This is a genomic window from Amycolatopsis sp. lyj-108 (assembly GCF_046549005.1).
GTDB lineage: Bacteria > Actinomycetota > Actinomycetes > Mycobacteriales > Pseudonocardiaceae > Amycolatopsis.
Map to the genome: position 1 here is coordinate 314,904 of NZ_JAJPWQ010000009.1, position 20,870 is coordinate 335,773.

18 protein-coding genes are annotated in these 20,870 nt (G+C 68.9%); 10 read left to right on the forward strand and 8 right to left on the reverse strand.

The features are described 5' to 3' along the window. The first annotated feature begins 12 nt into the window (after positions 1-12). The 3 genes from glpK (at position 13) to ACLJO0_RS30295 (ending at position 4,195) form a co-directional block, all read left to right on the forward strand. Positions 13-1,965, forward strand: coding sequence for a glycerol kinase GlpK (glpK, locus tag ACLJO0_RS30285; protein WP_410582121.1), 1,953 nt, complete (start codon positions 13-15; stop codon positions 1,963-1,965). Between the two features lie 172 nt (positions 1,966-2,137). Beyond that, positions 2,138-2,407: a hypothetical protein gene (locus tag ACLJO0_RS30290; protein WP_410582122.1), complete on the forward strand. Its 270-nt coding sequence runs from the start codon at positions 2,138-2,140 to the stop codon at positions 2,405-2,407. 240 nt (positions 2,408-2,647) lie between these two features. Then, positions 2,648-4,195: a purple acid phosphatase family protein gene (locus tag ACLJO0_RS30295; protein WP_410582124.1), complete on the forward strand. Its 1,548-nt coding sequence runs from the start codon at positions 2,648-2,650 to the stop codon at positions 4,193-4,195. Positions 4,196-4,418: 223 nt separating this feature from the next. Here ACLJO0_RS30295 and ACLJO0_RS30300 read toward each other — a convergent pair whose 3' ends face one another. Beyond that, on the reverse strand, positions 4,419-5,054 hold the full coding sequence (locus tag ACLJO0_RS30300) for a MerR family transcriptional regulator (protein ID WP_410582125.1): 636 nt from the start codon (positions 5,052-5,054) through the stop codon (positions 4,419-4,421). 347 nt (positions 5,055-5,401) lie between these two features. Between ACLJO0_RS30300 and ACLJO0_RS30305 the strand changes: the two genes are divergently transcribed. The 4 genes from ACLJO0_RS30305 to ACLJO0_RS30320 all read left to right on the forward strand — a co-directional run bounded on the left by ACLJO0_RS30305 (position 5,402) and on the right by ACLJO0_RS30320 (position 8,506). Next, positions 5,402-6,265 carry an alkaline phosphatase family protein gene (locus ACLJO0_RS30305; protein ID WP_410582126.1) on the forward strand — a complete coding sequence of 288 codons (864 nt, stop codon included), beginning with the start codon at positions 5,402-5,404 and terminating at the stop codon, positions 6,263-6,265. Between the two features lie 91 nt (positions 6,266-6,356). Continuing rightward, a complete protein-coding gene (locus ACLJO0_RS30310; protein ID WP_410582240.1) occupies positions 6,357-7,346 on the forward strand; it encodes a TolB family protein in 990 nt (329 codons plus the stop codon). Between the two features lie 73 nt (positions 7,347-7,419). Next, entirely contained in the window at positions 7,420-7,965 is a 546-nt protein-coding gene (locus tag ACLJO0_RS30315; RefSeq protein ID WP_410582128.1) for an isochorismatase family cysteine hydrolase, read from the forward strand. A gap of 28 nt (positions 7,966-7,993) precedes the next feature. Further along, the gene (locus tag ACLJO0_RS30320; protein ID WP_410582130.1) at positions 7,994-8,506 is read left to right on the forward strand and encodes a VanZ family protein; all 513 of its coding nucleotides are present in this window, start codon (positions 7,994-7,996) and stop codon (positions 8,504-8,506) included. On the opposite strand, the gene ACLJO0_RS30325 is transcribed toward ACLJO0_RS30320, so the two are convergent. The 4 genes from ACLJO0_RS30325 to ACLJO0_RS30340 all read right to left on the reverse strand — a co-directional run bounded on the left by ACLJO0_RS30325 (position 8,470) and on the right by ACLJO0_RS30340 (position 13,898). Further along, positions 8,470-10,161, reverse strand: coding sequence for a flavin monoamine oxidase family protein (locus ACLJO0_RS30325; RefSeq protein WP_410582131.1), 1,692 nt, complete (start codon positions 10,159-10,161; stop codon positions 8,470-8,472). The genes ACLJO0_RS30320 and ACLJO0_RS30325 overlap by 37 nt on opposite strands. Next, a complete protein-coding gene (locus ACLJO0_RS30330; protein WP_410582133.1) occupies positions 10,158-10,913 on the reverse strand; it encodes a carbon-nitrogen hydrolase family protein in 756 nt (251 codons plus the stop codon). The genes ACLJO0_RS30325 and ACLJO0_RS30330 overlap by 4 nt, the downstream gene beginning before the upstream one ends. Before the next feature lie 118 nt (positions 10,914-11,031). Beyond that, entirely contained in the window at positions 11,032-13,068 is a 2,037-nt protein-coding gene (locus ACLJO0_RS30335) for an acyltransferase family protein (RefSeq protein WP_410582134.1), read from the reverse strand. Positions 13,069-13,334: 266 nt separating this feature from the next. Next, entirely contained in the window at positions 13,335-13,898 is a 564-nt protein-coding gene (locus ACLJO0_RS30340; protein ID WP_410582242.1) for a DinB family protein, read from the reverse strand. A 92-nt stretch (positions 13,899-13,990) separates the two neighbouring features. On the opposite strand from ACLJO0_RS30340, the gene ACLJO0_RS30345 reads away from it, so the two are divergent. Further along, a complete protein-coding gene (locus ACLJO0_RS30345) occupies positions 13,991-14,938 on the forward strand; it encodes a helix-turn-helix transcriptional regulator (protein WP_410582135.1) in 948 nt (315 codons plus the stop codon). Positions 14,939-15,071: 133 nt separating this feature from the next. Here ACLJO0_RS30345 and ACLJO0_RS30350 read toward each other — a convergent pair whose 3' ends face one another. After that, on the reverse strand, positions 15,072-16,889 hold the full coding sequence (locus ACLJO0_RS30350) for a flavin-containing monooxygenase (RefSeq protein ID WP_410582137.1): 1,818 nt from the start codon (positions 16,887-16,889) through the stop codon (positions 15,072-15,074). A gap of 157 nt (positions 16,890-17,046) precedes the next feature. Here ACLJO0_RS30350 and ACLJO0_RS30355 point away from each other — a divergent pair, with 157 nt between their 5' ends. Together ACLJO0_RS30355 and ACLJO0_RS30360 are read left to right on the forward strand one after the other, a co-directional pair. Then, entirely contained in the window at positions 17,047-18,246 is a 1,200-nt protein-coding gene (locus tag ACLJO0_RS30355; protein ID WP_410582139.1) for a transcriptional regulator, read from the forward strand. Between the two features lie 44 nt (positions 18,247-18,290). After that, a complete protein-coding gene (locus tag ACLJO0_RS30360; RefSeq protein ID WP_410582140.1) occupies positions 18,291-19,544 on the forward strand; it encodes a cation:proton antiporter in 1,254 nt (417 codons plus the stop codon). 54 nt (positions 19,545-19,598) lie between these two features. On the opposite strand, the gene ACLJO0_RS30365 is transcribed toward ACLJO0_RS30360, so the two are convergent. Both ACLJO0_RS30365 and ACLJO0_RS30370 read right to left on the reverse strand, forming a co-directional pair. Continuing rightward, positions 19,599-20,108 carry an SRPBCC family protein gene (locus ACLJO0_RS30365; RefSeq protein ID WP_410582141.1) on the reverse strand — a complete coding sequence of 170 codons (510 nt, stop codon included), beginning with the start codon at positions 20,106-20,108 and terminating at the stop codon, positions 19,599-19,601. Positions 20,109-20,200: 92 nt separating this feature from the next. Continuing rightward, the gene (locus ACLJO0_RS30370) at positions 20,201-20,836 is read right to left on the reverse strand and encodes a DUF4230 domain-containing protein (RefSeq protein ID WP_410582243.1); all 636 of its coding nucleotides are present in this window, start codon (positions 20,834-20,836) and stop codon (positions 20,201-20,203) included. Positions 20,837-20,870: the final 34 nt, after the last annotated feature.

Sequence of the window (20,870 nt, forward strand, 5' to 3'; positions counted from 1 at the left end):
GGAGGTGCTCGCGTGGTCCAGCGCTACGTGATGTCGATCGACCAGGGCACCACCTCGACGCGGTGCATCCTGTTCGACGCGCGCGGCAGGCTGGTCTCGGTCGCGCAGCGCGAACACCAGCAGCACTTCCCCCGGCCCGGCTGGGTCGAGCACGACGCGACCGAGATCTGGCGCAACGTCGGCCGGATCGTCCCGCAGGCGCTGGCCGACGCCGGCGTCGAACCGGCACAGGTGGTCGGCCTCGGCATCGCGAACCAGCGCGAAACGACGGTGCTGTGGGATCGGCACACCGGCAATCCGGTCGGGCGCGCGATCGTCTGGCAGGACACCCGCACCGACGCGATGCTCGAACACCTCGCCCGCGAGCCGGGCGCCGACCGCGTCCGGCGGCTGTGCGGGCTGCCGCTGGCCACGTACTTCTCCGCACCGCGTATCCGGTGGATGCTGGAAAGGACCCCCGGCCTGCGGGAACGCGCCGAGCGCGGCGACGTGCTGTTCGGGACGGTCGAGAGCTGGCTGATCTGGAACCTGACCGGCGGTCCCGAGGGCGGCGTCCACATCACCGACGTCACCAACGCCTCGCGCACCATGCTGATGAACCTGCGGACACTGTCCTGGGACGACGAACTGCTGGAGTTCTTCGACGTCCCGCGCGCGATGCTGCCCGATATCCGTTCGTCGGCCGAGGTGTACGGGACGACGTCGCGGGTGGTCCCGGGGATCCGGATCGCGGCGGCGCTCGGCGATCAGCAGGCGGCGTTGTTCGGCCAGACCTGCTTCGCGCCCGGCGAGGCGAAGTGCACGTACGGCACGGGCAGCTTCCTGCTGCTCAACACCGGACCGACACCGGTGCTCTCGACGCACGGCATGCTGACCACAGTCGGGTTCAAGATCGGCGACGAGCCCGCCGTGTACGCGCTGGAAGGGTCGATCGCGGTCACCGGATCGCTGGTGCAGTGGTTCCGGGACGGGCTCGAACTGATCGGCAGCGCACCCGAGATCGAGACGCTGGCGAGGACGGTCGAGGACAACGGCGGCTGCTACATCGTGCCCGCCTTCTCCGGCCTGTTCGCGCCGCACTGGCACAGCGAGGCACGCGGCGTGATCGCCGGGCTGACGTCGTACATCACCAAGGGGCATCTCGCCAGGGCCGTCCTGGAGGCGACGGGCTGGCAGACCCGCGAGGTCGTCGACGCGATGAACGCCGATTCCGGGCTCGCGCTCTCGACGCTCAAAGTGGACGGTGGGATGACCGCCGACAACCTGCTGATGCAGTTCGTCGCCGACGTCCTCGACGTGCCGGTGGTCCGCCCGATGGTCGCCGAGACGGTGTCGCTGGGCGCGGCGTACGCGGCCGGATTGTCGGTCGGATACTGGCCGGATCTGGAGGGCCTGCGCCGGAACTGGCACCGTGCCGGACAGTGGCTGCCGACGATGGACCCCGCCCGCCGCGACAGCGAATACGGGCACTGGCGGCAAGCCGTGGAGCTGACCTTCGGCTGGATGCGCCCGGGCCCGACGGCCGCTCCCCCCGGCTCCGACCTGGTCGAGGTCGTCCTGGCCGACCACCGCCGGATCGAGCAGTTGTTCCGCGACCTCCGCAACGACGAGGCCGACCGTCCCGCACTGATCGCGGAACTCTCGGCGTCGCTGGTCGCCCATGCCACCGCGACGGAACGGATCGTCCGTCCCGATGCGACAGAGAGCGGGCTCGCCGCCGAACTGCTGGCCGTACTGGAGTCCAGCGACTCCGAGAAAGCGTTGGCGGCACTGGAGAATTCGGTGGACGCGCATATCCGCGCGGAGGAACGCGGGCTGTTGAACGAACTCCGGCGCACACTGTCCACTTCGGACCGCACCGGCCTCGGCCGCGCGTTCGTGGCCGAACGACAGCGGCAGCTCGACCTCGACTGCGGCTCCGCCGCGCACATCCGCGAGCAGGGCTCCCGGCTACGGCTCTCGTGACTCGCCGGTAGGTCGTGTTAGCCTGTCGCCGTGCGCCGCTGGACTCGACTCGTAGTCAAGCGCGCCGGCTGAACCAGGTCGCCGGCGCGCATTCCGGCGACCCCTCGACACGGGGCATTTCCCGGGACCTGGCCCTCCATGGCCTGTACGTTTCCCGCCCTTGGAGCCCACGATGTCCGCTGTTTCGTTTCAGATCCCCGCCCCGCGCTCGTCCATGCTGGTCCGCCGCCGGATCGCGACCTACTTCGTCGGCGGCGTCGAGCAGATCCCCGGCCTGGTCGACGCGCTCGGCTGCCTCGTCCACGACCTGTCGGTCGACGTGCGCGACGGGGTCCGCGAAAGCACCATGACCTGCGCAGTCCTGATCGACGCCGACGAGGTCGAGCCCCTGCTGGACCGGCTGCGCGGGCTGGCCTCGGTCGTCTCCTCCGAACTGGTCTGACCGCCCGCGGAGGCCGCTCGGGCGGCGGTGTCCCGCGACACGAACCGCCGGGGCCGGCCAGGGCGATCTCACGCGAGATCGGCACAAAGTCCTCTATGCCCGAAGTCACTTGCACGGTTCCATGCAGCCGGTCAGGGAACAACCACCCACGTCTTGACTTAGTTAGGAAGCCTTCTTAACTTCAAGTTCATGGCCGAAACCCCACGGAACAGCAGGTCTCAAGCCTATCGTCGGCTCAGCTTGGCCGAGAAACACGACAAGTTCGTCAATCAGTACTCGCGGCGGACCCTGTTCCGGGTGGGCGCGGTGAGCGGCGCGGCACTCGCCGCCGGCGGCGTTCTGCTCCCGGGCTCGGCCGCGGCCTCCCCCGGACCGACCGTGCTGCTCAACACCGACAAGGTCGCGGGGTCGGCGCTGCGGCCGTTCGGACGGCACATCGCCTACGGGGCCGACCCGTCCCAGCAGGTCGTGGTCTCCTGGCAGGTGCCCGCGGCGGTGACCGCCCCGTTCGTCCGGATCGGCACGGTACCCGGCGACTTCAGCCCGCCCATCCCGGCCGAGGTCCGGGCGCTGACCAGCCAGATGTCGTGGCAGCATCCGGTCGAAGAAGTGCCGCCGAACAGTCCGAAGACGATCACCCAGTACTACCTCCACGCCCGGATCGACCGTCTCCTGCCCAACACCACGTATTACTACGTCGTCGGCCACGAGGGTTACGACCCCGCCGCGAGGCTCGGCGAGATGGCGAGTTTCCGCACCGCGCCCGCCCCGGGCGGCGACGGCACGTTCTCCTTCACCGCGTTCGGCGACCAGGGTGTCGGCTACAACGCCGTCGCGACGAGCAGTCTGATCGCGGGCCTCGACCCGGCCTTCCACCTCGCCATGGGCGACCTGAGCTACGCCCTCGAAGGCGAGGGCGGGCATCCGGAGGAGGACCAGTACGACGCGCGGCTGTGGGACTCCTTCTTCGTGCAGAACGAGCCGGTCACCGCGGGGATCCCGTGGATGATGGCGCTCGGCAATCACGAAATGGAGGGCTGGTACTCCGCGGACGGTTACGGTGGCGTGCGGGCGCGGTTCACCATGCCGGACAACGCCTGGGACGGTTCCACCTGCATCTACTCCTGGCGCTACCAGAACGTCGGCCTGATCAGCCTGGACGGCAACGACGTCTGCTACAACAGTCCGTCCAATCTGGATTACACCAAGGGCAAGCAGCTCAAGTGGCTCGGCAAGACGCTCGCCGCCTTCCGCGCCGATCCCACGATCGACTTCATCGTCGTCTACTGCCACCAGTGCACGTACTCCACCTGCCATTCCAACGGCGCCGAACTCGGCGCGCAGAAGGACTGGGCGCCACTGTTCGACAAGTACCAGGTCGACCTGGTGCTCAACGGGCACAACCACATCTACGAACGCACCGACCCCATCCGGGCGGGCAAGGCCATCAAGAAGGTGCCGTCGCGAGGGACCACCGACCCGGTCAAGGACGGGACGACCTACATCACGGCGGGTGGCGGTGGCGGCAGCGTCTCCGAATTCCCCGCTTCCGACACCTACCTCGGCCATGAGACCAGCAACGACTCCCCCGTCCCGATGAAGTACTCGGAACGGGACGGCCAGGACCGCACCAAGAAGGTCACCTGGTCCCGCGTCCGGTTCCGCGGCTACAGCCTGGTCGCGGTCGACGTCATCGCGGGCACGGGCACCACACCGCCCAAAATGGACGTTCGCGCGATCAGCGCCGACGGCACCCTGGTCGATCAGATCATCGTGCAGCGTTCCTGACCCGCCTTCCTCCCGTTACAGAGTCATGACAGAAACAGCTTCCGGTGACGATCCCGGTGGTCTTCGACCGCACGTCGGGCAAGCAGGTGATCGACGAGTTCGACCAGCACTTCGGCATCCCTTCGGCGTTCCACAACCGGGCTCGTCGGCGAAGGCGACCGCTACGTCGTCGTCATCTTGTCCGGTTTCGCCGAAGGCACGAGCCTCGACGTGGCGACGGCGGCTACCTCGGTGGCGGCGTCCCTGGTTCCCCGTCTACGAAAGTGACTTCGGCCGCGTTTTCCACGGTCGTTCTGAAAGCGCTTACCAGCAGCTCGGCGAAACAGGGCCATGGAGCCGCCGCGGCACCCCCGGTCTGGACTTTCAGGGCGGCCAGTTGCTCGCCGGCCAGCGGCGCCACCCGGTCCATGAACTGGCCGAGGAACCGCAGGGCCATGACGGGCGGGATCCCGGCACCGGCGAGCTCCGCCACCGCGCGGGAAACGGACGGGCGCACGACGGCAGGCGCCCCCTCGTCGTCCTTGCCGAGCACGCCGTGCCGTTCCAGGCACCGGGCGACGGCGGGCTGGTCGCGAGCGAGGTCGGCGATCGCCGCCTCCAGCCGTTCGGCGCCGTCCACTGTGGTCGTTCCGAGTATCGCGGCGATGGACACCAGGTTGAAGCCCTGCTTCTGCAGCATCGTGATGCGCCGCAGCCGCCGCAGATGGGCCGGGCCGTAGTAGGCGGACCTGCCGTGCCGGACCGGCGGGGCGAGCAGGCCCCTCGTCTGATGTGCCCTGATATTACGCGCCGACATGCCGACGATCGTCGAGAGTTCTTCGATCGTGTATCCGGCCGGTCTCGGCGAAAGGGGCTTCACGCCGAACAGCTTAACCAATGGTCGGATCAGTACACCACGAAGCCGACGTAATGGTGATGCCGCCGCCAGCCGGCTGAATCAGCGAGTTGCCATAAGTTCATCGGTTCGCCGCCCCGCGCACAAGGCGAAGAGGTGGTTTACATGGTTTCGTGCCAAGTAATGTCGGTTTTGGGGCGTTCTACCCCTGCGGATTGCTCCAGTCAGGCGATCTTGATGGGCCTGAGACTTTCCTGCCGTTTAAATGCAGCTGAGACATCTGATGTCTCGACTCTGTCGACGCCTCCGGAGCGCCGCTGAACCCGATGGCCGGTCGTCAAAGTTTCAACCTTTTCCCAGGAGGTTTCTGCATGTTCTGGAAACGGATCGCGGTCGCGGCCGTGGCCGCGACCGGCTTGGCCACGGGGCTGGTGGTGTCCCAACAGGACACTCCGGCCGCCGCGACAGAGCCCGCCGCGGCGACGGTCCCCGCCTTCGGCCACATCGTCCTCGTGATGTTCGAGAACAAGGACTACAAGGAGATCAGCGGCAGCTCCAAGGCTCCGTATCTCAACAAACTCGCCTCGCAGGGCGCCAAGTTCACCAAGGCGTACGGGACGACACATCCCAGCCAGCCGAACTACATCGCCCAGTTCGCGGGTTCGACGCACGGCGTCGACAGCAACAAATGCCAGGATCTCGGGAACAAGGAGAACATCGCTTCCCAGCTGGCGGGGATCGGCAAGAAGTTCGTCGGCTACGCGGAAAGCATGCCCTCCGACGGCTACACGGGCTGCACGAAGGGCAAATATGCCCGCAAGCACAACAGCTGGGTCAGCTTCAGCAATGTCCCCGCGTCGGCGAACAAAAGGTTCTCGTCGTTCCCGAGCGACTTCACCAAGCTGCCGCACGTCGCTTTCGTGACCCCGGACCTGTGCAGCGACATGCACGACTGCCCGGTCGACACCGGCGACAAATGGCTGAAGAACAACCTCGACGCGTACGCGCAGTGGGCCAAGACGCACAACAGCCTGCTGATCGTCAATTTCGACGAGGACAGCGGGACGTCGGTGAACCAGATCTTCACCACGTTCGTCGGTGCCCACGTGAAGCCGGGCAGTTACAGCGAATCCATCAACCACTACTCGATCCTCCGCACCATGGAGGCGGCGTTCGGCCTGCCGGGCATCGCCAACGCGGCGAACAAGCCGCCGATCACGAGCGTGTGGCAGTAACCGGTTGAACCCCGCGGGCGTGTCCACTGTGGACGCGCCCGCGGGCGGGAAAGGACTTTGTTCTCTTGGCTCCCCGCAGGAAGGCACGACCGTGAACACCCGCACCCGCGTCCTGATCGCCGTCACCGGAGTACTCACACTGGCCGCGGCCGCCGTGCTCTACGTCGGGGTGGCGGGCGCACGCAACCAGGGCACCGCGTCGGCGGGCACCCCCGACGCCGTCACCCTCGAAGGCGGGCGGTTGCTGTTCCGCAGCACCGCCGACGCCGACCGCGGGCACGTGTCCAGCGTCAGCGCGGCCGATCCCGGCGGAGCCCGGGCGGTGTCCACCGTCTCGTGCAGCCGGGTGTACGCGGCGGGCGGCACCGGGATCTGCCTGCGCCCGGAAACCGGGCTGACCACTTACCAGCTGGCCGTACTCGACAGCGCTCTCGCGGTCGAACAGGAGATCCCCCTGGTCGGGTTGCCCAACCGGGCGCGCGTCTCGGCCGACGGGCGGCGTCTCGCGTGGACGGTGTTCGTCACCGGCGACTCCTACAACGGCGGACGGTTCTCCACCCGCGCCGGCACCCTCGACCTCACGACCGACAACGTCGAAGGCACGCTCGAGGACTTCGCAGTCACCGTAGACGGCAAGCCGTACAAAGCGGCCGACGTCAACTTCTGGGGCGTCACTTTCGCCAGGCAGCCGAACCGGTTCTACGCCACCATGTCCACCGGCTCCCACCGGTACCTCGTCGAAGGCGATTCCCAGGCCAGGACGGTGAGAACGCTGCGGGACAACGTCGAATGCCCGTCGCTCTCCCCCGACGAGACCCGCGTCGCCTACAAGGCCGCCATCGACGGCGATCCCGTCAAGGGCTGGCGGATCTCGGTCCTCGACCTGGCGAGCGGCACCGTGACACCGCTGGCCGAGACGCGGAACGTCGACGACCAGCCCGCCTGGCTCGACGACCGCACCATCGCCTACGCCCTCCCCCGCACCCAAGGACATTCCGACGTCTGGGCCGTGTCCGCCGACGGCTCGGGGACTCCGCGCCTGCTCATCCCGGAGGCCGAATCGCCCGCCGCACTGCCCTAGTAGCCAGGATGGCTTCATGGCGAGGTTCCGGACCAGGCGCGAACTTCCGATGCAGGACACTAGGCTGCCGGATATGAAGGCCGCGCTGCTGATCGTCGACCTGCAGGACATGCTCGTCCCCCTGGTGTGGCGCGGCGAGGAGCTGGCGGCCCGGCTCGCCGCGCTGGCGCGCCGGGCCCGGGCGGACAACATTCCGGTGATCGCCCTGCGGCAGATCGGCGCGCCCGGCACCGACTTCGATCCCGCGTCACCGGGCACCCGGGTCAGCCCGCTGCTCGGTCTCGAACCGATCGACGTGGTGGTCGACAAGACGGCGACGGACTCGTTCTACCGCACGGGGCTGGCGGGGCTGCTCGCCGACCGGGGCGTCGACACCGTGGTGCTGACCGGGCTGGCCACCGACTACTGCGTCGACGCGACCGCCAGATCCGCGCAGAGCCACGGTCTCGACGTCGTGCTGGTCGGCGACGGCCACGCGCCGTCCTCCGACGGCGATCCCACCGCGGGCCTGACCGCCGAACAGGTCATCGCCCGGCACAATCTGCTGCTGAGCACCGCGATCCACCCGGGCGGCAGGCTGCGCGTGGTGCCCGCGGCGGAGGTCGAGTTCACCGGCTGAGCGAGCCTGCTCGTACGATCGGCTCGCCATGATCACGAACTTCCTGCTCGACCACTCCGCGCTCGTGCCGGTGGCGATCGCACTGGTCGCGCTCGTCTGCGCCGTCCTCGGCCACCTGTTCGCGGGCAAGCGGCGGGTCCTGTTGGCCCTCACCGGCGCGTCCCTGGTGCCGGTCTTCGCGCTGACGCTGGTGCCCACCGCGCACACGATCGACGGGATCCTGTGCACCGTCCAGTTCTCGCTGCCCACGCTCGGCGCGGTCGAACTCCTGGCCAACGTCGCCCTGTTCCTGCCAGCGGTGTACTTCGCCACGCTGGCGGCGAAGCGGCCGCTGACGATGCTCGCGGCGGGCTCGGCGCTGTCCGCGGTGATCGAGGCGCTTCAGGCGTTCGTCCCCGCCATCGGCCGCGCCTGCGACACCAACGACTGGCTGATGAACACCGTCGGCGCGGTACTCGGCGTGGCCCTGGCGCTCGGCACGGCGTGGCTGGTGAGGCGCCGCGCTCAGTCCGTCAGCTCGATGGGCGCGATCTCGTCGTAGACGTCGCCCGGACCCGGGTTCGCCGGATCCGTCTCGCCGCCGAAGTGGTTCAGCACGCCCCACACCGCGTTGAGCGCCGTCTGGACGGCACCTTCGGCCCAGCCCGCCGTCCACGAGACGTCGTCGCCCGCCAGGAAGAGACCGCGGTGGCGTTCTTCGAGCCTGTCCTGTTTGAAGTGGGTGAACAGCCGGTGCTGGTAGCGGTAGTGGCCGGGCAGGTTGGCCTTGAACGCGCCCATGAAATGCGGTTCGGCCTCCCAGGACACGGTCACCGGGTCGCCGATGATGTGCCGCCGGACGTCGACGCCCGGGTAGATCTCCTTCAGCGACTGCAACATCACCTCGACCCGCTCGGAGACCGAAAGCGGCAGCCACTTCAGCGAATCGTCGGCCCACGTGTAGGACAGGCAGATCACCGCGGGCGCGTCCGGGTCGTCACCGAGCAGGTACGTGCCGCGCGGCATGCGGTCGGTCAGCGTCATGCTCATCGTGTCGCGGCCGGTCGCCGGATCCTTGTCCAGCCAGAAGGGCCGGTCCACCGGGACGAAGACCTTCGAGGACTCCATGTAGTGCGTGCGCTCGATCGCCGTCCAGTGGTCGATCGGGAACAGCACCTCGTCGCAGGCGATCTTCGACAGCAGCATCCAGCTCTGCGCGGTGAACACCGCCGCCGGGTAGGTGCGGATGCGGCCTTCGGTGTCGGTCACGGTGATGTTGTTCGGCGCCGTGCGGTGAAGCCGGGCGACGCCGGGGTTCGGGCTTCCGCCGTGCAGTGAGCTCAAACTCGTTCCCGCGGGCCAGAACGCGAGGTCCTCGGGCGCGTGTTCCCACAGCCGCAACGGAAGCTGCCTGCTCCCGCCGACGATACTGCGGTGCTCGTCGTCGGCGCCGGTGTAGACCACCCGCAGGATCTCCAGGATCGAGTTCGGGAAGTCGGTGTCCCAGCCGCCCGTGCCGAAGCCGACCTGCCCGAAGATCTCGCGGTCGCGGAACGAGGCGAACGCGGGTGAAGCACAGAGGAAGCCGTAGAAGGTCTGGTCGTCCAGCCGCGGCACGAGTTCGTTCCACAGCCGCTTGATCGTCTTCGCGTCGCGCTCGCGGATCGCCTTCTGCATCTCGGTGAACGCGGCCTGCTCGGACAGCGTGCTGTCCCAGGCGGCGGCGACCTTGCCGAAGACGGCGGGCAGTTCGTCCGCCGTCCGCGCGTAGTGGCTCTCCCCCTTGAGGTCGACGACGGTGCTCGGCGTTCCCGGCGCGAGCGGGTTCGGGAACGGCGTCGTCTCCAGGCCGACCTTGTCGATGTAGTGGAAGAGCGCGGTGGACGCCGGCGGGAACCGCATCGCGCCCATCTCCGCGACGACGTCGTCCGGGCAGCCGGGGAAGTTCACCGTGCGGAGGCGGCCGCCGATCTCGGCGATCTCGTACACGACCGGGCGCAGGCCGAGTTTCATCAGCTCGTACGCGGTGACGATGCCCGAGAGGCCGCCGCCGATCACCGCCACCTCGGTGCCGTGGCGCTCGGCGGGGAGCGAGCCGAGCCCGGCGGGGTGGGCGAGGAAGTCGTCGTAGGCGAACGGGAAATCGGGGCCGAACATGGTGATCGGGCGACCCGTGGATTCGTCGTGGTGAATCGCGGTCGGGAGAGCGGAGGTCATGCGGAAAGTCCTCGGTACAGATCGGGCCGTCGATCGGCCAGGTGGGTGTTCTCCAGGCGCGACGCGACGAGCGCGTCACGGGTGACATCGGCGCTGATCAGCTCCGGGCCGTCGCCCGCGCGGGCGAGCACCTCACCGGTCGGGGCGACGACGCAGGATCGGCCGCAGTAGGTCAGTTCCTGTTCGGTGTCGCAGCGGTTCGCGTAGGCGACGAACAGCTGGCTTTCGTAGGCGCGGGTGGGCACCAGCGTGTCGGCGACCAGTTCGTACGGACTCATCAGCGCGGTCGGCACCACGAGCAGCTCGGTCCCCGCCAGCGCGTGCGCCCGCACCAGTTCGGGGAACTCGACGTCGTAGCAGATCAGCAGGCCGATCCGGAGACCGTCGAGCTCGGCCTGCACGACCGCCTCGGTGCCCGGCTCGAACCGGTCGCGGTCGATGTCGCCGAACAGATGGGTCTTGCGGTAGTTCGCCAGCCGCTGTCCGCCGGGGCCGATCAGCTGGACGCTGTTGTGGACGTGGTCGCCGTCCGACTCGGGGTATCCGTAGGCCAGCGCGACGCCGGTTTCCTTGGCCAGCGCGGACATCCGGGCCGCTGTCGGACCGTCGGCCGGTTCGGCGAGTGCATGGGAGCGGGCGCCGATGTGGTAGCCGGTGGTGATCATCTCGGCGGCGATCACGAGGTCGGCACCCGACGCCGCGACGACGGACGGCAGCTCGGCGTACGAGCCCTGATGGACGGCGACCTTCATACCGGCGACGATATCCGCCGTTCCGATGCGTCGATAAGGGCGATCTGTTGCACAGAGTATTGGCAGACCGTCGAATCGATGCAGCGAAATGCAATTCAGCGGCGATATGTTGTCTGGATCACCCTCCTGGCGAGGCTTCCTCGGCGTGATCGTCGGCCCAGCCGAGTGCCTCGGTGATCGCCTTCTCCGCGACGGTCGACATCGTCGACATGTAGGTACCGCTGACGTGGTTGTCGTCGAGGTAGACGAGCACGTTGCCGATCACCGGCGGGCAGACCTCGGCCGTGCAGAAATAGTCGCTGAAATCGAGGAACCGCACGTTCGGCGGCAGATCCGGCAACGTCTCGTACGGCGGCTCCGCCGCGTAGAGGTCATAGCGCGGCGTGGCGCACTCCGGTGCCTCCGCGCCGCGGCTCTCGGCACACGCCGACGGCGACTGGCCGAAGCGCGGGTTGTCTCGCACCGCCAGCACCGGGATACCCGCCTCGTCGACCTTGCGCCACTGCGCGATGTAGCCGCCGGGGACCCGTTCCTCGACACCCGGCTTGACGTCCCGTGTGCCGATCGTCAGCACGGCGTCGGGGCGGGCCGTGACGATCTCGTCCACCACGGCGGTGTTCCAGTCGATGCAGGACTGGTCGCCCGGCACCGTGTCCGAGTCGGTGGAGAAGGGGCAGCCGCCGCGGAGGATCGACGTGACTTCCCAGTTCTTCTTCTCGGCGACCGGGAGCAAGGCGCCGAGGAACTGCCCGGCGTGCGAATCACCGGTGACCACGATCCGGCGGTGGGGATGCCCCGACGTCTGCGACGTGCAGACCTCGAGGTCGGCGTTGCGCGGTGACGAGCCGCAGCGTGCGGGATCGATCCCCGCCCAGTCTTCGGACACCGCGACGAACGACGGGACGAGCGCGGCGTCGGTGGCACCCCAGTAGGTGAATCCTTCGGTATGCGCGAGTGCGCCGGGATGGTCGGGATCGTCGACCGCGATCGCGTAGTTCTCCGCCTGCCGGACACCGGCCCACTGCCAGGCGCCCGACGCGGCGAGGACCACGGCCATCGCCAGGACGCCGAACCGGTAGGCGCCCCAACGGTTCCCGGCCCCGATCGCGGACACGCGGACCGGCTTCTCGACCAGGTGGTGGGTCAAGATGGCGAGAGCGAACGACAACGTGATGATCACCGCACCGCCGCGCAGGCCGACCTCTTCCCGGTCGCGGACGACGAGGTAGAACACCAGGATCGGCCAGTGCCAGAGGTAGAGCGCGTAACTGAGGTCTCCCAGGTACTTCAGCGGGCGGCTGCTGAGGAATCGGTCGGCTCCGCCCTTGGACGCGGTGTGCCCGGCGAGGATCACCAGCGCGGCCGAAAGTGTGGGCCAGAGCGCGAGATAGCCGGGGAAGACCGTCCCGACCTGGAGCACCAGCCCGCAGGAGACGAGCCCGGCGACCCCGGCCCAGCCGAACACGACCCGCGCCGGCCTCGGCACCGAAACCTTGTCGACGGCCAGCGCGAGCAGACCACCGAGCGCGAACTCCCAAACCCGCGTCAGCGAATCGAAGTACGCCAGCGGCTGATCGACCGCGGTCAGCCACACCGAATACGCCAGCGAAGCCGCGAAAACCGCGCCGAGAACGCCGAGCAGCATCGGCCGGACGTCGCCGCGAGTCCGCCGGACGACCAGCAGCACCAGCCCGACCAGCAACGGCCAGACCACGTAGAACTGCCCCTGGATCGACAGCGACCAGAAATGCTGGACGACACTGGCCGAGTTGTGCTGCGCGAAGTAGTCCGTGGAATCCGCCGCCAGCCGCCAGTTCTCCACGTACAGGGCGGAGGCGACGACCTCCTTGATCGTCTGGAACCAGCGGTTCTGCGGCAGCAGCACCACACTCGCCGCGACGACCAGCAGCAATACGGTGAGCGCGGCCGGGAACAGCCGCTTGATCATCCGGCCCCACATCGGCCGGTACTCGATCTTCCCGCGCGCCGCGGCGCGATAAAGCTGGCCGGTGACAAGGAAACCGGAGATCAGGAAGAACGCGTCGACGCCGCCGGAGATCCGGCCGAGCCACACGTGGTAGACGACCACCAGCACACACGCGAGCGCCCGCAACCCCTGGATTTCCGGGCGGAACCGCCGCTCCGTCTCCCGCACACAACCACCACCAAGATCACCGGCCGCCGACGGGCGGGGACCCTACGGCAGGAAGCTGTGAGCGAGCTTAAGTTCGGATGATCGGACGACCTCGGGCAGGTCCGCCGCCCGGAACTCGCGTGTTTGGAGCCGTAACACACGGCCGGACCCCGGCCTGGCGTGTTACGGCTCCAATCACGTGTGTTCCGCCTTCAAGCACGTGTGTTACGGCTCCGATCACGTGTGTTCGTTGCCTGGACACACGTGATCGGAGAAGCCGCGCGGGGTCAGGTCGACTTCTGGCCGTCGATGCTCTCGCGCAGGATGTCGGCGTGGCCGGCGTGCTGCGCGGTCTCGGCGATGACGTGCGTCAGCACCCGGCGCACGCTCCGCACCGCGCCCGGCGGGTTCCAGGGCGCCTCCGGCAGGGGATGCGTGGCGGACAGGTCGGGGATCGTCGAGACGATCTCCGTCGTCCGCGCGGCCACCTGCTCGTAGCGCGCGAGGATTCCCGTCAAGGTGTCGCCGGGCAGCATCCTGAAGTTGTTCTGGTGGTCGATCGCCCACTGCGGGAACTCACGGGCGGTCCCGGCGCCGATGTCGGCCCAGGTGACGCCTTCCGGCAGGTCGTAACTGATCGCGGACGGGCCGTCGACCACGAAGCGCAGCCACATCGCCTCGATCGAGGCGACGTGCTTGATCAGGCCGCCGAGGCTCAGTTCGCTGACCGTCGGATGCGCGTCGAGTTGCTCGTCCGTGAGGCCCTGGACGGTGGCGGTCAGCACGGCGCGGATCGTGTCGAGGGCTTCGAGCAGGTCGGCGCGTTCGGCGTCGAGGATGGTGGTGGTCATCGGGCCCTCCGGGTTGTCGTTCTCTGGCACGCGACGACTCTCGCAGGGGTAGAGGACAGGTTGTGGCCTCTACTGGAGGCATCATGGAAAACATGCCGAAGACCTCCGCGCGTCTGCTGTCGATGCTCTCGTTGCTGCAGGCCCGCCGCGACTGGCCAGGAGCGTTGCTGGCCGAGCGGCTGGACATCAGCCCGCGCACCGTGCGGCGCGACGTCGACAGACTCCGCGAGCTCGGCTACCCCATCGCGACGATCAAGGGTCCCGACGGCGGGTACCGGCTCGACGCCGGGTCCGAACTGCCGCCGCTGCTGTTCGACGACGACCAGGCGGTCGCGCTGGCCGTCGCGCTGCAGATCGCCACCACCAGCGGCGCGGGGATCGAGGAGGCGGCGATGCGCGCGCTGCACACCGTCCGGCAGGTGATGCCCTCGCGGTTGCGGCGCCGGATCGACACGCTGCGGGTCACCGCCGTCGAATCACCCGCGAGCCGGGCGGAACCCCGCGTGGACGGCCAAGTCCTGCTCGCGCTCGGCGCGGCGGTGCACGCCCGCGAGATCCTCCGGTTCGGCTACGCGGACGCGCCGCGCCGGGTGGAACCGCATCATCTCGTCACCTGGCACGGCCGCTGGTATCTCGTCGCGTGGGACCTCGATCGCGCGGACTGGCGCACCTTCCGCGCCGACCGGATCTCCCCGCGCACCCCGACCGGCCCGCGGTTCACGCCGCGTGAGCTGCCTGTCCCCGACGTCGCCACCTTCGTCGCGAGCCGGTTCCGGGGCTCTTCGGAATCCGGCGAGTGGCCGTGCCGCGGCGAAGTCATCCTCGACCTTCCCGCGGCCACCGTCTCCCACTACGTCCGCGACGGCGTGGTGGAAGAACTCGGACCGGATCGGTGCCGCCTGACGCTGGGATCGTGGTCGTGGGCCGGGCTCGCGGCGAGTATCGGCCGGTTCGACGCCGACGTCGAAGTCGTCGGGCCTCCCGAACTGCGGGAGGCTTTCGCCGTCCTGGCCCGCCGTTACGCGAAGGCGGCCGGCTGACCACGGATACGACGCCGGGAACCGCCCGGGGTCTGGGGAACGGTGCCCGACGTCGTCGACCGCCCGGGGTCCGGAGGCGGTGCCCTCCGGCGCCGGGACCGCCAGGGTCCCGGCACTGAAGCCTCGGTGTTCCTCACGCCTTGTGGTGCACCTCCTGCAGGCCGAACACCGGCGTCGGGATGCCCTCGTAGCGCGCTTTCAGTTGCAGTGCGAGATAGAGCGAGTAGTGCCGCGACTGGTGCAGGTTCCCGCCGTGGAACCACAGGCCTTCCTTCTGGGTGGGCTTCCACATGTTGCGCTGCTCGCCCTCCCACGGACCGGGGTCCTTCGTCGTCGCGGAACCAAGACCCCAGCATTTGCCGACGAGGTCCGCGGTCTCCTGGCCGACCAGGTCGGCGACCCAGCCGTTCATCGAGCCGTAGCCGGTGGCGTAGACGACGAGGTCCGCTTTCAGTTCCGTGCCGTCGGACAGCATCACCGCGTCACGGGTCAGCCGGTCGACCTGGCCGTGGGCCAGCTTGATCTTCCCGTCGGCGACCAGTTCCGACGCGCCGACGTCGATGTAGTAGCCGGAGCCGCGGCGCAGGTACTTCAGGAAAAGTCCGGATCCGTCGTCGCCCCAGTCGTGCTGGAATCCGGCCGCCTCCAGCCGCGCGTAGAAGTCCTTGTCCCGCTCACGGATCGCGTCGTACACCGGGATCTGGAACTGCGGCATGATCCGGTACGGGATCGACGCGAAGATCATGTCCGCCTTGTCGGTGGTGATCCCCGACCGCATCGCGCGTTCCGAGTACAGGTCGCCGAGTCCCAGCTCCATCAGCGAATCCGACTTCACCACATGCGTCGAGGACCGCTGCACCATGGTGACGTCGGCGCCGTGTTCCCACAGTGCCGCGCAGATGTCGTGCGCGGAGTTGTTGGAGCCGACCACAACCGCCTTCTTGCCGGCGTAGAAGTCCGGGCCCGGGTGCTGGGACGAGTGGTGCTGGTCGCCTTCGAAGACGTCCATTCCGGGGAACGACGGGATGTTCGGTTTCCCGGACATCCCGGTCGCGAACACGACGTGCCGCGGCGTGAGCACCAGTTCCTCGCCCTCACGGACGACGGTCACCAGCCACTGCTTCTGTTCCTCGTCCCAGGAGGCCGACGTCACCTCGGTGCTGGTCCAGTACGGCACCTCCATGAGCCGCGTGTACATCTCGAGCCAGTCGGCGATCTTGTCCTTGGGCGCGAACACCGGCCAGTTGTCCGGGAACGGCAGGTAGGGCAGGTGGTCGTACCAGACCGGGTCGTGCAGGCAGAGGTTCTTGTACCGCTTGCGCCACGAATCGCCGGGCCGCTCGTTGCGTTCCAGGACGAGCGTCGGCACGTCGAGCTGCCGCAGCCTGGCGCCGAGCGCGATCCCGCCCTGCCCGCCGCCGATCACGACGACGTACGGCTGCTGCTCGTAGCCGAGCCGAGTCCGCTCCTCTTCGCGTTTCTCGGCCCAGGACTTCCGGCCGCGCACGACGCCGTGCTCGACACCCTTCGGCCGCTGATCGTTGCGACGTTCCTCGAAACCCTTGAGCTCCCGCAGGCTCGTCAACAGCGTCCAGGCGCCTTCGTCTTTCAGCCTCAAGTGGCCTTTCGCGCGCCCGGTCGCGGTTTCGAACTCCAGCCACGCTTCGGTGACACCGTCGGCTTCGGTCGGCGTCTCGGTGGTGCGGAACCCGGACGGCTCGATCCGGTCGAGACAGGCGCCGAGCAGGCCGGCCACCTCGTCGCGACCTTCGACCGTCTTGATCGTCCAGGTGAAGGCGACCAGGTCGCGCCAGTAACTGTCGACGGCGAAGAGCGCAGCGGCGGCTTCGGCGTCGCGGGCGGCGAGGGCCGATTCGAACCGGCTCAGCCAGGCATCGACCCGAGCCTGCGGCGAGCCCGTCGCCTCGATCCGGTCCACCGTCTGTGTCATGGCCACTCCTGAACGTCGGCGTTCGGCTGTTACCCCGATCACACGCCGCGGGCGGCTACGGCGGCAAGGGTTGCAGCGTGTTGCAGCCCGGCTCCTTGGCGCGCCTCGACCGGCGGACCTATGCTGGTCAGTCGACGCGATGGTGCGGAGGTGGCCTGTGGGCGTGCACAGTTCGGTCCCGCCCGGCGTCGACCTGCCGATGCACGCCCGGGACCTGATCCGCATGCACGAAGCCGTGATCGGCGGTGGCCGTCCTCGGGTCCGGCCGCGGCCGCTGGTTTCGCGGTCGTGGTCACGGATGCTGAGCCTGGGGCTCGCCGCCGACGGGGTGAACACCCGGGATTCGGTGCCGCTCGACGAGGTCGCCCGCCGTCGCCGCGCCTCCCCGCTGCGGTGGGTGATCGAGGACCTCGGGCAGGTGGTCGGCGCGACGGCCGACACCGCGAACATGCTGCTGGTGGTGACCGACGCCGAGGGCATCATCCTCTGGCGTGTCGGCTCGCCCGCGGTGCGGCGCCGGGCCGACACGCTGGGCTTCACCGAAGGCGCCGACTGGACCGAGGCCAGGGTCGGCACCAACGCCATCGGCACCGCGCTCGCCGAGGCCGCGCCAGTGGAACTGCTCGCGGGTGAACACTTCGAACAGGGCCAGCATCCTTGGTACTGCACCGCCTCGCCGGTGCACGATCCGCGCACCGGCGAACTGCTCGGCGTGATCGACGTCAGCGGTCCCGCGCTGACCCTGCACCCGGCGATCGGCGCCCTGGTGGAGACCGGGCGGCGGCTGGTCGAATCCCAACTCTGGCGCCACCATCAGCAGGGGCTCGACCGGTTGCGCCGGACCGCCGAACCGGTGGTTACCGGCGTGGGCGGCCCGGTACTGCTGGTGGACGACGACGGCTGGGTGGCCCACTCCGCCGGGGTCTCCTCCGGCGCGCGGATCGCCGCGCCCGCGGAAGGGCGGATCCTCGCCGTTCCCGGCCTGGGCGCCTGCCTGCCGGAACGGCTGTCGGAAGGCTGGCTCGTGCGCCCGGCCGACACCGCGCGCCGGGTCCGGCTGGACCTCGAACTCGGCCACGCGCCGATGCTGCGGATGGCCTCGGGTGACGTCGGCTGGGTCCGCACCGTGACGCCGCGGCACGCGGAGATCCTCGTGCACCTGCACACGGCAGGCCCGTCCGGGCTGTCGGCCGAGGCGCTCAGCCGGGCGCTCTACGGCGACGCCGAACACCTCGTCACCGTCCGCGCCGAGGTCTCCCGGTTGCGACGGCTGCTCGGCGCCATTGTGGACACCCGGCCGTACCGGCTGGCCGCCGGCGTCGGCCTGACAATCCACAAAGGACTCGAAGTAGGCTGAGCCGTCCCCGGTTGCGGGAGGATCAAGCCGGGTACTCCGCGCGAATGGAGATACTCCTCGCCGGGGCAGGCGTTCTGGCGCTGTGCGCCGCGGTGCTGCCGAACCTGCTGCACGAACGCCCACTGTCGATGCCGCTGGTCCTGCTGGTGGGCGGGCTGCTTTTCGGACTGCTCCCCTTCGGGTACCCCTATGGCCAGGGAGTACTGGATCCGAGGTCGCATGTGGGCGCCGTCGAGGTGATCACCGAACTCGGCGTGCTCGTGTCGCTCGTCGGCGCGGGACTGAAATCCGACCGGTTGATCGGCTGGCGGTCCTGGAATTCGACGTGGCGGCTGCTGGCGATCACGCTGCCGCTGTCGGTCTGCGCGGTCGCCCTGCTCGGCTGGTGGGCGCTCGCCCTGTCCCCCGCCGCCGCGCTGCTGCTGGGGGCCGTGCTGTCACCGACCGATCCCGTGCTGGCGAGCGATGTCCAGGTGCCCGCGCCGCATACCGAGGACGGCCGGGGTTCGGACAACGAGATCAGGTTCACGCTGACCTCGGAGGCCGGGCTCAACGACGGGCTGGCGATGCCGTTCGTGTTGCTGGCCCTCGTACTGGCCGGAACGGCGAGCACGTCACCCGTGCCGTGGTTGCTGACCGAGGTCCTCGTGCCGCTCGCGGTCGCCGTACTGGTCGGGCTGGTTTGTGGCCGGCTGATGTCCTGGCTGATGTTCCGGGTCCAACACGAGCGGCTGCGCCTCGGCGAATACTCCGACGGGCTGGTGGTGCTGGCCATCGCGTTCCTTCCGTTCGCGCTGTGCGAATGGCTGGGCGGCATCGGCTTCGTCGCGGTGTTCACCGCCGCCGCGACCATCCGCGCCAGCGAACGGTCGCACGAGTACCACGGGGTGCTGCACGAATTCGGCGATCAGCTGGAACGGCTCTTCGTCGCGCTGGCGTTGCTCGGGCTCGGGGTGGCGCTGGGCGACGGACTCCTTTCCGAGGTGAAACTCGTCGAAGTCCTGGTGGCCGTCGCGGCGGTGATGATCGTGCGCCCGCTGTTCGGCGGGCTGGCCTTGCTCGGTGGCTCCACCACACGTCCGGCGGCGACGGCGATCGCGTTCTTCGGCATCCGCGGGATCGGCAGCCTCTACTACCTGTCCTACGCGCTCGGGCACGGCGATTTCCCGATGGCCGACTCGCTCTGGCGGGTCACGGCGCTCACGATCGCGGTGTCGGTCCTCGTGCACGGCCTGCTGTCCGGCCCGGTGATGCGCAAACTGGAGGGCCGGGGAATGGCGGGCGGAGCGAAGGCGTGACTCGCGTGCGTGAAGACGTAACTCGCGTGTTCAGAAACGTAACTCGCAGTCCCGCTAGTGGCGCCACTCCCGGCCCTCGAGCCGGGCCTTGACCCGCTGCAAGGTGGTGGCGATGTTGGCCCGGTTCGTCCCGGCGCGGTCGGGCTCACCGGTGATGAGGATGGCGAACGGGACGAACCACGGCGGCACCCGCAGCCAGTTCGTCACGGTGATGCGGCTGCCTTCGCCGACGGCGACGATGTCGTACTCCCAGCGGGAAATCGGCACGAAGAACGGCGTGCGCACCCGGTAGGCGAACCGGCGCCCCGGCTCGGCCTCGGTGATCTCGGCGTGGGTCACCCAGCGCCGTAGTCCATTACGGTTGCTGCCGGCGAACCAGTTCCCGACCCGCGCCTCGGTCGCGCCGTGGATCCAGCGTGCCTTGTGCAGTTCCTCGGCGCATTCGGCCATCGCGACGGGGTCGCTGACGAGCCGGTACACCTTCTCGGGGGCGACGTCGATCGTGACCTCGCCGGTCGCGATCGGTTCGCTGTAGGTCAGGCTGTCCTTCGGCTTCGTCTCCATCGTGCCTCCCGGTCGATTTCGTCAGCCCACCAGTACGAGGGCCCCTGGTCAAGACCGGCGCGGCCAGCTCAGCACGGACGCGGAACCCGAGGTCAGGTGGCCGGTTCAGCCGGGAAGGTGACTTGGAAGCCCAGCCCCCGCAGCAGCTGCGTGAGCATCGCCTTCGTGTTGGCCTTGGCGCGTTCGAGCAGGCCGGAGTGTTGCGCGGCCTCACCGATGCGTTTCTCCGCCGCGAGGTGGAACGGCCGCTGGTCCTGCACGGAAACGAGTCCGCCGAGCCGGTCGATCAGGCCGCGCTCCTGGCCGAAGACGTAGCTGCGTTCGTGGTCCAGATTGGGTTTCGCCAGTTTCGGCTCGGGCAGCCGCACCGCGACCGATCGCCGGTCTTCGGACACGGTCAGCGAATTCTCCACCAGAGGCCCGAAATCGACGTACGCGTCGACAGAGCCCGCCGCGACGAACAGGGTGCGCTCCCCGGCGATGCTCGCGGGCACCCACTTGACGTCCTTCTCGATGTCGACGACGACCTGATAGTCGCCGACCGCCGCGTGATACTGGCTCAGGTCACGGACTGCCTGGAGCACCGCGGGCTGCGAGCGGTCCACAGTGGACGTTCCGAACGGGTCGAGCTTCGGCAGCACCCCGGTGATCTGCAGTGCCGCGGCGACGATCAGGAGCCCGACCAGGCCGAACACCCCGAGACGCATCCAGCGTTTCTTCACGCCCACCACCGCCTCTCCAGCGCGTGGGGTACCCGGCGGA